A 13,158-nucleotide genomic window follows, 5' to 3' on the forward strand; every position below is an offset into this window, starting at 1 on the left:
TCACTCCCCCTCCAGGTCTCCTTCGCTCTCGAGGTACGCCGCGCGAAGGTCCGCGAGAACCTGCGGATCGGGTTCCGCCCACATCCCGCGCTCCACCGCTTCGAGCAAGCGCTCCGAGATGCCGTGCAGCGCCCAGGGATTGGAGGTGGACATGAATTTGCGGTTCACCTCGTCCAGCACGTACTCCTGCGTGAGCTTCTCGTACATCCAGTCCTGGACGACGCCGGTGGTCGCGTCGTACCCGAAGAGGTAGTCGACGGTCGCCGCCATCTCGAACGCCCCCTTGTATCCGTGCCGCCGCATCGCGTCCATCCATCGCGGATTGACCACGCGAGCGCGGAACACCCGGGAGGTCTCCTCGTGCAGGGTGCGGGTGCGTACCGACTCGGGGCGGGTGCTGTCACCGATGTACGCCTCGGGCGCGGTCCCGGTGAGCGCGCGCACCGTCGCGACCATGCCGCCGTGGTACTGGAAGTAGTCGTCCGAATCGGCGATGTCGTGCTCACGGGTATCGGTGTTCTTGGCCGCCACCGCGATGCGCCGGTAGGACGAGCGCATGTCCTCGGCCGCGGGAACCCCGTCCAGTCCTCGGCCGTAGGCGAAACCGCCCCAGGTGGTGTACACCTGCGCCAGATCCTCGTCGCTGCGCCAGCTCTTGCTGTCGATGAGCTGCAGCAGCCCGGCGCCGTAGGTCCCGGGCTTGGACCCGAAGATGCGAGTGGTGGCCCGTCGATCGTCGCCGTGCTCGGCGAGGTCGGCCTGTGCGTGGGCTCGCACGTAGTTCTGCTCGTCCGATTCCTCCAGCGCGGCGACCATCCGCACGGCGTCGTCCATCATCGCGAGGACGTGCGGGAACGCATCGCGGAAGAAGCCACTGATGCGCACCGTGACGTCGATGCGCGGTCGCTTCAGTTCCTCGAGGGAGATCGGCTCCAGGTGGGTGACGCGCCTCGACGCCTCGTCCCAGACCGGCAACACGCCGAGCAGGGCGAACACCTCGGCGATGTCGTCACCGGACGTGCGCATCGCCGACGTTCCCCACACGGACAGACCCACCGACCTCGGGTACTCGCCGTGGTCCTGCAGGTAGCGAGCGACGAGCGATTCGGCCATGGCCTGCCCCGTCTCCCACGCCAGGCGAGAAGGAACGGCCTTGGGGTCGACGGAGTAGAAGTTGCGGCCGGTGGGCAGCACGTTGATCAGGCCACGCAGCGGTGACCCACTCGGACCGGCGGGGATGAATCCGCCGTTCAGGGCGTGCATCACCCGGTGGATCTCCTGGTCGGTCTGCCGGAGCCGCGGAACGACCTCGACCGCAGCGAACCGCAGGATGTCACCCACGGCATCGGGCAGGCCCTCGGTGATGCTCTCGACCGCGGACACGTCCCAGTCGGTGCGGTGCAGCGCGGCGACCAGGCCGCGTGCCTGTTCCTCCACCGAGTCCACGTCGGTCCGAGCCTCGTCGCCGTCCTCGCTGAGTCCCAGGGCCTCCCGAAGACCCGGAACCGTGCGCTCGCCGCCCCACATCTGCCGGGCGCGGAGCATCGCGAGCACCAGGTCGACCTCGGCCTCGCCGTGCGGCGCCTCACCGAGAATGTGCAGACCGTCGCGGATCTGGACGTCCTTGATCTCGCAGAGCCACCCGTCGACGTGCAGCAGCATGTCGTCGAAGACCTCTTCGTCGGGGCGCTCCTCGAGCCCCAGATCCTTGTGCATCTGTGCCGCGGTCATCAGCGTCCAGATCTGCTGGCGGATGGCCGGGAGCTTCGCCGGGTCCAGCGTCGAGATGTTGGAGTGCTCGTCGAGCAACTGCTCGAGGCGGGTGATGTCGCCGTAGCTCTCCGCGCGGGCCATCGGCGGGATGAGGTGGTCGACGAGGGTGGCGTGGGCGCGGCGCTTGGCCTGCGTACCCTCCCCCGGGTCGTTGACCAGGAACGGGTAGATCAGCGGGAGATCGCCGAGTGCCGCGTCGGTGCCGCAGGACGCGGACATTCCGAGCGTCTTGCCCGGCAGCCATTCCAGGTTTCCGTGCTTGCCCAGGTGCACCACGGCGTCGGCGCCGAAGCCACCGTCCTCCTCGGGCGCCGCCAGCCACCGATACGCGGCGAGGTAGTGATGGCTCGGGGGCAGATCGGGGTCGTGGTAGATGGCCACGGGGTTCTCACCGAAGCCGCGGGGCGGTTGCACCATGAGCACGACGTTCGCGAAACGCAATGCGGCGATGACGATCTCGCCGTCCTTGTCGGCAGAGCGGTCGACGTAGAGCTCACCGGGGGCCTCACCCCAGTGTTCGACGACGCCGCTGCGCAGATCGTCGGGAAGCGTGTCGAACCACGGCCGATACTGCGCCGTGGAGATACGGATCGGGTTGCCCTCGAGCTGCTCGGCGGTCAGCCAATCGGCGTCCTGGCCGCCCGCGGCGATGAGAGCGTGGATCAGCGCATCTCCGTCCTGCGCGGCGAGTCCGGGCACCGCGTCGTCGCCGTCGATCGGTCCGACGTCGTATCCGCGCTCGCGCATCTCGGTGAGCATGCGGATCGCGCTGGCGGGGGTGTCGAGGCCGACGGCATTGCCGATCCGGGCGTGCTTGGTGGGGTACGCGGAGAGCATCAGCGCGACCCGCTTGTCCCGGTTGGGGATGTGGCGCAACCGAGCGTGCCGAACGGCGATCCCGGCGACCCGGGAGCACCGCTCGAGGTCGGGTACGTACGTGCTGAGGCCGTCGGAATCGATTTCCTTGAACGAGAACGGGACCGTGATGATGCGGCCGTCGAACTCGGGTACCGCCACCTGGGTGGCGACATCGAGCGGTGACATCCCGTCGTCGTTCGCGGCCCAGTTCGCGCGGCTGCTGGTGAGACACAGGCCCTGCAGGATCGGCACGTCGAGCGCAGCGAGTTCGGTGACGTCCCAGGCCTCGTCGTCGCCGCCGGCACCGACGTTCGCAGGACGCGTGCCGCCGGCGGCGAGCACGGTGACCACCATCGAGTCGGCCCGACGCAATGCCTCGAGCAGCTCGGGATCCGCGCTGCGCAGAGACGCGCAGTAGATCGGCATCGGCCGGGCCCCGGCGTGTGCGATGGCGTCGCACAACGCGTGGATGTAGGTGACGTTGCCGGCCAGGTGCTGAGCTCGGTAGTACAGAACGGCCACGGTGGGCCCGGTGACCTCGGCGTCCTCGCGCGCCAGGAATCCCCATGTCGGCAGGTGAGCCGGAGGCGCGAAACCGTGACCGGTCAGCAACACCGTGTCCGACAGGAACCACGCCAGCTCGCGAAGATTGTCGGCGCCGCCCTCGGCCAGGTACTGATGGGCTTCGGCCGCGACGTTGGCGGGCACGGTGGACAGTTCCATGAGCTCGGCGTCGGGGGCCTGCTCGCCACCGAGCATCACCACCGGAAGGCCGGATCGCAGCACCGCGTCGATGCCGTCCTCCCACATGCGGCGCCCGCCGAGAATGCGCACGACGACGAGATCGACGCCGTCGAGCATCGTCGGAAGATCCTCGCTCACGAGCACACGCGACGGGTTCGCCCACCGGTAGTCGGCGCCGCTCGCACGGGCGCTCAGCAGGTCGGTGTCCGACGTGGACAGCAGCAGAATCACAGGTGGTGCCTCCCCTGGGGTTTCGCGCCCCGTCGGTGGTTCTCGGTGAGCGGCTCGGGTCTGACTTCGCGCACCCGGTGCGCGTCACAGTGGCGCGACCGCACCGGAATTGCACCGGCTTCCGCGCTGCTCGACTGTGATCGTACGGGCCCGGCGGCCGGGGGCGTGAGGACGGCAGGGTCCTCGGGCACGTCGGGTCGACGGTCGTTCGGGTCGTAGCCTGGACCCCGTGAGTATCGATCCCTCCGACAGCCCCACGTCGGACCGCACCCGGCCCGACGCCTGCCCCGGCGCACTGCAGGTACACCGGGCCGCCGACGGGGCGCTGGCGCGGGTGCGTCTTCCCGGTGGCCGACTCACCTCCACGCAGCTCGGGGTGCTGGCCGCGGCGGCGACCGAACTCTCGGACGGCAACCTGGTCCTCACGTCGCGGGGCAACGTGCAGCTGCGCGCGGTGACCGATCCGGACGAACTGGCCCGACGACTCGCCGACGCCGGGCTGCTCCCGTCCGAGACCCATGAACGGGTGCGCAACATCCTGGCGTCGCCGCTGTCCGGCCGCGTCGAGGGCCGGTCCGACGTCCGCGATCTGGTCACCGAACTGGACCGACGACTGATGCGCGACGACACGCTCGCGGAGCTGCCCGGCCGCGTCCTGTTCAGCGTCGACGACGGCCGCGGCGATGTCTCCGGCTTCGCGGCGGACATCGGCGTGCACGCGCTGGACGACCACCGGTTCGGGCTGATCCTGGCCGGCCGAGACAGCGGGGTCCGGGTGGACCGACACGAGGCCGTCGACGTGATGCTCGCTGCCGCGCGCGGCTTCCGCGCCGAGCGCGACGGTCATTGGCGGATCGCCGAACTCCCCGACGGGGTGAATCGGGTACTGCGTCACCTGGAGGCGCCGGGCGACGCCGCGAACACGGGCGCGCCGGGTGTGAACGCACTCGATGTCGAGATCGGCACGGAACCACCGATCGGCTGGTTCGTCCAGAACGACGCGACCGTGGCACTCGGCGCGACGGTGGCGCACGGGGTGCTACCCGCCCGCACCGCCGAGTTCCTCGCCGCGATCGACCGGGACGTCTACGTCACGCCGTGGCGCTCACTGGTGATCGTGGACCTCGAGGAGTTCGCCGCCGAGCAGGTGGTGCGTGTCCTCGCTCCGATGGGTCTGATCTTCGACGCCGAGTCGCCGTGGGTTCGCGTCAGCTCCTGCGTCGGGAGCCCCGGCTGCGAGAAATCACGTTCCGACGTGCGCGCCGATCTCGACGCCGCGGTGGCGGACGGTGCGATCTCCGAGACCGGCCGCGAGCACTGGGTGGGGTGCGAACGCCGCTGCGGTCGGCCGCGCGGCACCGTCACCGACGTCGTGGCGGGCGTCGACGGGTACGTCCGAACCACGACGGACGGGTAGGTCCGAACCACGACGAGGTGGCGGGGACGCCGACGGGTGTCGCTGCCACCCTGACGCACCGTTCCGCTACCGACCTCCCTATCGTGGTGCCATGCACGACTACATCCGCGACGGCGACGAGATCTACCGACGTTCCTTCGCGACCATCCGCGCCGAGGCCGATCTGTCGGCCTTCGCGGACGACGTCGCGCAGGTGGTCGTTCGCATGATCCATGCCTGTGGCGAGGTCGATCTCGCCGGTTCGGTGAAGGCGACTCCGGACGTCGTCGCCAAGGGGCGAGCGGCGCTGCGAGCCGGGGCGCCGATTCTGTGCGACGCCACGATGGTCGCGTCGGGAGTGACGCGTCGACGCCTCCCGGCCGACAACGAGGTCATCTGCACGCTCAACGCCCCGGATGTTCCCGAGATGGCTCGAGCGAAGGGCACGACGCGCACCGCCGCCGCGGTCGACCTGTGGGTCGAGCATCTCGACGGCGCGGTCGTCGCCATCGGTAACGCGCCGACCGCCCTTTTCCGCCTCATGGAGCTCGTCGCGGACGGCGCCCCGCGTCCCGCCGCGATTCTCGGCGGTCCCGTCGGCTTCATCGGCGCCGCCGAATCGAAGGACGATCTCATCGCGTCGGGACTGGGGCTGGACTATCTGCTGGTGACCGGACGTCGCGGCGGAAGTGCGATCGCAGCCGCCGCCATCAATGCCATTGCGACGGAACGAGAGTGAGCGGCAAACTCTGGGGGGTGGGTATCGGGCCCGGGGATCCCGAGCTGGTCACGGTCAAGGCCGCGCGGGTCATCGCCGCGGCCGACGTGGTGGCCTTCCACAGCGCTCGGCACGGCCGCAGTATCTCCCGACGGACCGCCGAACCGTACCTGCGCGAGGGTCAGATCGAAGAGCATCTGGTCTACCCCGTCACCACCGAGGGCACCGATCACCCCGGCGGGTACGACGGCGCGCTCGCGGACTTCTACACCGAGGCCGCCGAGCGCTTGGCCGTCCACCTCGAGGCCGGCCGATCGGTGGCTCTGCTGGCGGCCGGCGACCCCATGTTCTACAGCTCCTATCAGCACATGCACGTGCGGCTCGCGCCCCGGTTCGACACCGAGGTCGTGCCCGGTGTCACCTCGGTGAGCGCCGCGTCGGCCGCACTGGGCGAGCCCCTCGTCGAGGGCGAGGAAGTGCTGACGATCCTGCCGGGGACCCTGCCGCAGGCCGAACTCACCCGCCGTCTGCGCGACACCGACGCCGCCTCCATTCTCAAGCTCGGACGGACCTATCCCGCTGTGCGACAAGCACTTCGAGACAGCGGCCGGTTGGCCGAGGGCCGGTACGTCGAACGGGCCAGCACCGACGGAGAGAAGGTGACGGCGGCCGCGGACGTGGACGACGCCGACGTGCCGTACTTCTCCATCGCCATGGTCTCGAGCCCCACCCACGCGACCCTGCGCCGCCCGGACGTCGGTGAGGTCGTCGTCGTCGGGCTCGGACCCGGCTCGGACCAATGGACGACTCCCGAAGTGCGGCACGAGATCTCGATGGCCACGGACCTGGTCGGCTACACCACCTACATCAACAGAGTTCCACATCGGGCCGGCCAGAACCGCCACGCGAGCGACAACCGGGTCGAATCCGAGCGCGCCGAGATGGCCCTGGATCTGGCGTCCCGAGGGGCTCGGGTCGTCGTCGTCTCGTCGGGCGATCCCGGCGTCTTCGCCATGGCTGCAGCGGTTCTCGAGGTGGCCGCCGAGGAGCGCTGGCGATCCATCTCGGTGCGGGTGTGCCCCGGGGTGACGGCGGCGAACGCCGTGGCGAGCCGGGTCGGAGCCCCTCTCGGTCACGATTACGCCGTCATCTCGCTCTCCGACCGGCTCAAGCCCTGGGACGTCGTCGAACAGCGCATTCGGGCGGTTGCCTCGGCGGACATGGCGATCGCGGTCTACAACCCGGCGTCGAAGACCCGGACGTGGCAGGTCGCCGCCCTGCGCGATCTGGTCCTCGAGCACCGCGGTCCCCACACCCCCGTGATCGTCGGTCGCGACGTCTCCGGACCGGAGGAAAGCGTGTCCGTCATGCGTCTCGACGAACTCGAACCAGAGCGCATCGACATGCGGTGCCTGCTCATCATCGGGGCGTCGACCACCGCGGTGTCGGGCGGTCGGGTGTTCACCTCACGCCGGTACGCGACCGACGCGGCGCAGCTGTAGGTCTCGGGGCTCCGTCACCTACCGAGGCGGTGTACTCGGTCGAGGCATTCCTCGACCGTCGTCACCACGTCGAGACCGGACACCGGGAGCGGCGGCCGGTCGATCATGACGACCTCGATCCCCGCTTCCCGAGCCGCCGTCAGCTTCGCCTGCGTTGCCGCTCCCCCGCTGTTCTTGCTGACCATGACGTCGATTCCGGACCGAGACAACAACTCTCGCTCATTCTCGAGCGCGAACGGCCCCCGTGCGAGGATGACGCGCGCTCGCGCGGGCAAGGGGGCGTCGGGCGGATCGATGCACCGGATGGTGAAGTCGACGTCGTCGCGATGGGCGAACCGGTGGACGCCGAGGCGCCCGATGGTCAGCAGTGCCGTCGACCCATGTGGGAGCGCCGCGGCTGCTCCCGCGATGTCGGCCACCGGTGACCATCGGTCCCCTGGCTCCGCGGTCCACGACGGTCGTCTCAGCACGGTCAGCGGAACGTCGCACAGCCGGGACATCTCGGCCGCGTGGGCGGTGATCGTCGCGGCGAAGGGGTGCGTGGCGTCGATGACCAGATCGACGTCGTGGCGCTCCACCCAGCGGGTGAGCCCGGTCGCGCCGCCGAACCCGCCCACGCGCACCTCCCCGACCGGAAGACGCGGGTGTGCGACGCGGCCGGCGAGAGACGACGTCACCCGGCGATCGGGGTCACCGGAGAGGGCGGAGGCCAGCGTGCGTGCTTCGGCGGTGCCGCCCAGAACGAGGATGTGGGTAGCGGTGGTCATGGCTGTCGAATCTATCTGCTGCGCTCAGTGATCCAGACGGCGCCGTGCCGCCGAGTACAGGAAGCTGTCCGGGAAGCTCTCCGCCGCCAGCACTCGGCCCACCACGATGACGGCGGTCTTGGTGATCCCTGCCTCGATGGTGGACGCCGCGATCTCCGCCAGTGTTCCCCGCACGATCTTCTCGTCGTCGCGACTGGCGAAGGCGACGACCGCGGCCGGGCAATCGGACCCGTACGCCGGAATCAGCTCGCGGGCGATGGACTCGATCTGCTTGGCGCCGAGATGGATCACCATGGTGGCACCGCTCGCGGCCAGAATCGGCAACTGCTCGCCCTCGGGCATCGCGGTCGACAGCGTCGAGATCCGAGTCAGTACGACGGTCTGCGAGACACCCGGCACCGTCAGCTCGCGACCCAGTGACGCCGCGGCGGCCGCGAACGCAGGGACACCCGGCACGACGACCGATGCCACCCCGGCGGCGTCGAGGCGTCGCTTCTGCTCCGCGACAGCGCTGTACAACGACGGGTCACCCGAATGAACTCGTGCCACATCGAGATTCGCGCGCGACGAGTCGATCAGATCGTCGACGATGGCATCGAGCGTCATCCGCGAGGTGTTCACCACACGCGCGTCGGGCGGGCACGTGTCGAGGATCTCGCGCGGAACCAGGCTGCCCGCATACAGGCACACGGGGCTCTCGGCGATGATTCGGGCGCCGCGCACGGTGATGAGGTCCGCCGCTCCCGGTCCGGCTCCGATGAAGTACACGGTCATGGGTTCGCCTCCAGTGGGACTGTCGATTCGGGGTCCGTGCGCTCGGTCGTCTTGACCGCCACCCACTGCGTCACCGGCATCTGCGGGCGCCATCCGGTGAAACGCCCGAGGGGCTCCCCACGCTGGATCTGAATTCTGCGCAGGGTGCCGCCGTGCTTCGAATACCACGCCAGCAGCAACGCTTCGGATTCGGCGGTGACCGCGTTGGCCACGAGTCGCCCGCCCGGTCGCAGCGCCGCCCAGCAGCCGTCGAGAAGTCCGGGTTGAGTGACGCCGCCACCGACGAAGACGGCGTCGGGAGTCGGAGCGCCATCGAAGGATTCCGGTGCGGCCCCGCGGATCGACATCGACGGAACGCCCAGCGCTCCGGCGTTCGTGCGGATACTCCCAATGCGGGTGTCGACTCGTTCGAACACTTCGGCGCGGCAGCGAGGGTGGGTGCGCATCCACTCGATGGCGATGCTGCCGGAGCCGCCGCCGACATCCCAGAGAAGTTCGCCGGGGGTGGGAGCGAGCGCGGTGACCGTCAGCGCCCGAACCTCGGATTTCGTGAGTTGGCCGTCGCCGACGAAGAGGGAGTCGGCGAGACCGGGATTGCGGGTGGCGCGGATGCCCTGTCCCGCATCGTCGGTGGCGACGTCCAGTGCGATCACGTTCAGCGCGCCGGGTGCGTCGGAAGCGTCGAGGCCCTCGGCCCACGTCTCGGTCGGCAGCGTGCGCACTCGTTCCTCCACGCTCCCGAGCTGTTCGAGGACCGTCATCGCGGACATCCCGAAACCGTTGCGCTGCAGCAGATCCGCGAGTGAGGACGGCGTGTGCCGATCCTCACCGAGGACCAGAACACGACGACCGTGGACGAGGGCCGGGAGGACGGTCTCCACCGCTCGGGCGACGACACTGACGATCTCGACGTCCTGGAGCGCCCAGCCCAGCCTGGCGCACGCCAGCGACACCGACGACGGGTGGGTGAACACGCGAATCGACGAGGGCCCGTACGTCCGCGCCAGAGTCACGCCGATACCGTGGAACATGGGATCGCCGCTGGCGAGGACGCAGCATCGGCGCTCGGCGTACACGTCCACGGTTTCCCGCAGCCGGGGCAACATCGGACTCGGCCACACGACTCTGTCTGCAGCGCACGCCGATTCGGGGATCGCGTCCAGCTGTCGACGCGAGCCGAACAGAACGTCGGCCTCGGCGAGAGCGCGTCGGGACGGCGGCGCCAGACCGTCCCAGCCGTCGGCACCGATGCCGACCACGTCGATCGGATGCTTCATCGAGGCATCCTGCGCCAGATGATCCGCGGAACGAGCCGCATGACGAAGAAGAACGGGCGGAGCCGTCCCGGCACCCAGACGACGTCCCTGCGCGATCCGAGTGCGGCCGCGACGGCGTCGGCCACCTGTGCGGGCGTACTGGACATCGGTGCCGGCGACATGCCCTCCGTCATGCGGCCGATCACGAATCCGGATCGGACCAGGATCAATCGAACTCCGCTGCCGTGCAGTGCATCGGCCAGACCGCTCGCGAAGCCGTCGAGACCGGCTTTCGCGGATCCGTAGACGTAGTTGGCGCGGCGCACCCTGATGCCGGCGACGGAGGAGAACGCCACGATGCGACCCGAACCCTGCTGACGCAGCATCGTCGCGAGGTGGGTGAGGACGCTCACCTGCGCGACGTAATCGGTGTGCACGATCGATACGGCATGCGCGGCATCGCGTTCCGCGCGAGCCTGGTCGCCGAGGATTCCGAACGCGAGCACCACGATGTCGAGCGGTCCGTGGTCCCGAGCCACCTGCGACAGGAACTCGTGGTGCCCGGCGACGTCGTCGGCGTCGAATTCGACCGTCGCGACCGATCGTGCACCCGCAGCTCGCAGACGCGAGGTCTCGGCCTCGAGGTCGTCGCTACGCCGGGCGGCGAGCACGACGGGCCGATCGCGTGCCATCCTCTCGGCCACTTCGACGCCGATCTCGCTGCGCCCGCCGAGCAGCAGGAGAGTGCCGGCGCGGTCATCGGTGCGTTGGGGGCTCACGACCAACAGTGTCCTCGATTATCGTTCATCCCATGCCCGCCACCCCCTCCTCCCTGAACGCCGACGCCGCGACCTTCCTCACCGAGCGCCATCTCGCGACTCTCGCCACTCTGCGCCCGAACGGGACTCCGCACGTCGTCGCGGTCGGATTCACCTGGGACGCCGAGAACGGAAAGGCGCGCGTGATCACTCGTGAGGGGTCGCAGAAGGTGCGCAACGCCGAACGGGGCGGCTACGGAGCCGTCACCCAGGTCGACGGAGCTCGGTGGCTCACCCTCGAGGGACCGACTCGAGTACTGCGCGACGCCGACGACGTGCGTGACGCCGAGAACCGCTACGCCGCGCGCTACCGGCAACCCCGCGAGAACCCCCAGCGAGTGGTCATCGAGATCGACGTGGTGCGGGTGCTCGGGTCGGCGTCGCTCCGGGAATGAGGGGCGACCGGCGTCGCTCCGGGACGGAAGGACGACCGGTGTCGCCCCCGGTCAGAAGCGCGTCGCCTCGAGGAATCCCCGCGCCACCGACGCGTCCCCGAAGACGTCCACGGCGTCGAGCGTGCGGCGACGCCACAGGACGAGGAGAAGGTCTGCCGCGGTACCGCGCAGGGCCACCTCTCCTTTCGCGTGACCGCGAACCGATGTCACGCCGTCGGAACCAAGGGTGAAGGTCCACTCGACGTCGGTCGCGTCCGTGCTGTGCACGTGGACCGACTTCCCGAGCACCTCCGGCGGCAGCAGATGGTGCTGCAACCGGTGCACGAACTGAAGTTCTGTCAGTTCGGCGATCCCGTCCGCGGACACCCCCGGATCGAGTGGAGTCGGTACGGGACCGCCCCCCGCATGTACCGCGTCCGCGGCGTCGACGCGGTGCACGGCGACCTCGTGGGCTTGCCGACGTAACCACCATCCGGCCGTGCCGGGGCCGACGAACGTCGCCACCGGCCGCTCCGCGTCGGTCGATCGAAAACGTTCGACGAGAGTGTCGAGCGCGTCGCGGTACGCGTCGAGTGCGGCCGGGCCTTTCGGGAGGGCCTCCACTTCGCCGGCGAGTGCACGGGCATCGACACCCGGGTCGGCTTCGAGAAGCGCGGCCGTCCACCGGTGGACCTTGCCGGTGTGCCGCACGACGTGCTGCATCGTCCACCCCGGAACGGAGGGGACGGGCTCGTCCAGCGCGTCGGCAGGCATGTCCGCCAGGCGGGTACCTTCGCGGTGCAGTGCGGCCAGCAGATCGACGCTCACAGAACCGTCAGTCCGTGCGGTCGGTTGTTGACCGACTCGCAGCCGTCGGCCGTGACCACCACGATGTCCTCGATCCGTGCGCCCCACTCACCGCGGAAGTAGATCCCCGGTTCGATACTGAAGGCCATTCCCTCGGCGAGTGCGATGTCGTTGCCCGCCACGATGTACGGCTCCTCGTGGACCGACAGGCCGATACCGTGCCCGGTGCGGTGCACGAACACGTCGGCGAGCCCCGCGTCGGCAAGAATGTCGCGGGCGGCTGCGTCGATCGTTTCGGCCGTCACCCCGGGCTTCACGGCGTCGACGGCAGCCTGCTGAGCTCGTTCGAGGACGGCGTACTTGGCGGCGATGTCCGCACTCGGCTCGCCGATGCTGTAGGTCCGCGTCGAATCCGAGTTGTAGCCGGGCTCGACGGGTCCGCCGATGTCGATCACGACGACGTCGCCCGGCTCGATCACCCGGTCGGAGACCTCGTGGTGCGGATCTGCGCCGTGGGGGCCGGAGCCGACGATGACGAACGCCGCCGCCGTGTGTCCCTCGGCGAGGATGGCGGCCGAGATGTCCGCGCCCACCTGAGCTTCGGTGCGGCCCGCCGCCAGGAACTCGCCCATCCGAGCGTGTACGCGATCGATCGCGGCTCCGGCTTTCCGCAATGCGTCGATCTCGGCGGAGTCCTTGGTCATGCGCAGCTCGCGCAGCACGGGCGTGGCGAGAACGGGAAGGGCGCCGAGCGCATCGGCGAGCGGCACGAGGTGCAGAGCCGGCATGGCGTCGGCGACGGCAGCCCGTGCGGGAGTGGGCAACAGGTCCGCGACGAGTCGATGGGGACTGATTCCATCGACCCAGTCACGCAGCTCGAGCCCCAGATCCGATGCGGCCGAATCGGAGAGGGCGGCGAGCTCGATGCGGGGCACCACGACGGTGGCCGCGGATCCGTCTGCCGGGATCACCAGGCACGTGAGGCGCTCGAAAGATTCGGCACCCGAACCGAGTAGGTACAACAGGTCGGGGCCCGGAGTCACGAGGAGGGCGTCGAGACCGGCTTCCGCGGTGAGCGTGGCGGCTCGAGCGAGTCGTTCTCGGTACACGGAACTGGGAAATCGTGACGTCATGCCCCTC

At 69.6% G+C, this 13,158-nt stretch carries 11 protein-coding genes; 4 read left to right on the top strand and 7 right to left on the bottom strand.

Annotated features, from left to right (window positions below):
• The gene (gene cobN / locus ACY466_RS10810) at nt 1–3,606 is read right to left on the bottom strand and encodes a cobaltochelatase subunit CobN (RefSeq protein ID WP_463245409.1); all 3,606 of its coding nucleotides are present in this window, start codon (nt 3,604–3,606) and stop codon (nt 1–3) included.
• A 229-nt stretch (nt 3,607–3,835) separates the two neighbouring features.
• Between cobN and cobG the strand changes: the two genes are divergently transcribed.
• From cobG to cobJ, 3 genes are all read left to right on the top strand, one after another.
• The gene (gene cobG / locus ACY466_RS10815; RefSeq protein WP_463245410.1) at nt 3,836–5,023 is read left to right on the top strand and encodes a precorrin-3B synthase; all 1,188 of its coding nucleotides are present in this window, start codon (nt 3,836–3,838) and stop codon (nt 5,021–5,023) included.
• 91 nt (nt 5,024–5,114) lie between these two features.
• Nucleotides 5,115–5,741, top strand: a complete 627-nt coding sequence (locus tag ACY466_RS10820) for a precorrin-8X methylmutase (protein ID WP_463245411.1) — start codon at nt 5,115–5,117, stop codon at nt 5,739–5,741.
• Nucleotides 5,738–7,222, top strand: a complete 1,485-nt coding sequence (cobJ, locus tag ACY466_RS10825) for a precorrin-3B C(17)-methyltransferase (RefSeq protein WP_463245412.1) — start codon at nt 5,738–5,740, stop codon at nt 7,220–7,222. The genes ACY466_RS10820 and cobJ overlap by 4 nt, the downstream gene beginning before the upstream one ends.
• Before the next feature lie 14 nt (nt 7,223–7,236).
• Here cobJ and ACY466_RS10830 read toward each other — a convergent pair whose 3' ends face one another.
• From ACY466_RS10830 to ACY466_RS10845, 4 genes are read right to left on the bottom strand one after another with little or no spacing between them, the layout of a single operon-like run.
• A complete protein-coding gene (locus ACY466_RS10830) occupies nt 7,237–7,989 on the bottom strand; it encodes a cobalt-precorrin-6A reductase (RefSeq protein ID WP_463245413.1) in 753 nt (250 codons plus the stop codon).
• Nucleotides 7,990–8,013: 24 nt separating this feature from the next.
• Nucleotides 8,014–8,763 carry a precorrin-4 C(11)-methyltransferase gene (gene cobM / locus ACY466_RS10835; protein ID WP_463245414.1) on the bottom strand — a complete coding sequence of 250 codons (750 nt, stop codon included), beginning with the start codon at nt 8,761–8,763 and terminating at the stop codon, nt 8,014–8,016.
• Nucleotides 8,760–10,040 (bottom strand): precorrin-6y C5,15-methyltransferase (decarboxylating) subunit CbiE, encoded by a 1,281-nt coding sequence (gene cbiE / locus ACY466_RS10840; RefSeq protein ID WP_463245415.1) that lies wholly within the window; start codon nt 10,038–10,040, stop codon nt 8,760–8,762. The genes cobM and cbiE overlap by 4 nt, the downstream gene beginning before the upstream one ends.
• The gene (locus ACY466_RS10845) at nt 10,037–10,798 is read right to left on the bottom strand and encodes an SDR family NAD(P)-dependent oxidoreductase (protein ID WP_463245416.1); all 762 of its coding nucleotides are present in this window, start codon (nt 10,796–10,798) and stop codon (nt 10,037–10,039) included. Before ACY466_RS10845 ends, cbiE begins: the two co-directional genes overlap by 4 nt.
• Before the next feature lie 32 nt (nt 10,799–10,830).
• On the opposite strand from ACY466_RS10845, the gene ACY466_RS10850 reads away from it, so the two are divergent.
• Nucleotides 10,831–11,232, top strand: coding sequence for a PPOX class F420-dependent oxidoreductase (locus tag ACY466_RS10850; RefSeq protein ID WP_463245417.1), 402 nt, complete (start codon nt 10,831–10,833; stop codon nt 11,230–11,232).
• A gap of 51 nt (nt 11,233–11,283) precedes the next feature.
• Here the strand turns inward: ACY466_RS10850 and ACY466_RS10855 are convergent, their stop codons facing one another.
• Nucleotides 11,284–12,039 (bottom strand): maleylpyruvate isomerase family mycothiol-dependent enzyme, encoded by a 756-nt coding sequence (locus ACY466_RS10855; protein WP_463245418.1) that lies wholly within the window; start codon nt 12,037–12,039, stop codon nt 11,284–11,286.
• The gene (locus tag ACY466_RS10860; protein WP_463245419.1) at nt 12,036–13,151 is read right to left on the bottom strand and encodes a M24 family metallopeptidase; all 1,116 of its coding nucleotides are present in this window, start codon (nt 13,149–13,151) and stop codon (nt 12,036–12,038) included. The genes ACY466_RS10855 and ACY466_RS10860 overlap by 4 nt, the downstream gene beginning before the upstream one ends.
• Between the last annotated feature and the right edge of the window lie 7 nt (nt 13,152–13,158).

The organism is Rhodococcus sp. K11/5 (assembly GCF_055193735.1).

Excerpts from the sequence above, each read along its gene's own strand:
- cbiE (WP_463245415.1), bottom strand. The coding sequence starts at position 10,040 with ATGAAGCATCCGATCGACGTGGTCGGCATCGGTGCCGACGGCTGGGAC.
- cobM (WP_463245414.1), bottom strand. The coding sequence starts at position 8,763 with ATGACCGTGTACTTCATCGGAGCCGGACCGGGAGCGGCGGACCTCATC.
- ACY466_RS10860 (WP_463245419.1), bottom strand. The coding sequence starts at position 13,151 with ATGACGTCACGATTTCCCAGTTCCGTGTACCGAGAACGACTCGCTCGA.
- ACY466_RS10850 (WP_463245417.1), top strand. The coding sequence starts at position 10,831 with ATGCCCGCCACCCCCTCCTCCCTGAACGCCGACGCCGCGACCTTCCTC.
- ACY466_RS10830 (WP_463245413.1), bottom strand. The coding sequence starts at position 7,989 with ATGACCACCGCTACCCACATCCTCGTTCTGGGCGGCACCGCCGAAGCA.
- ACY466_RS10820 (WP_463245411.1), top strand. The coding sequence starts at position 5,115 with ATGCACGACTACATCCGCGACGGCGACGAGATCTACCGACGTTCCTTC.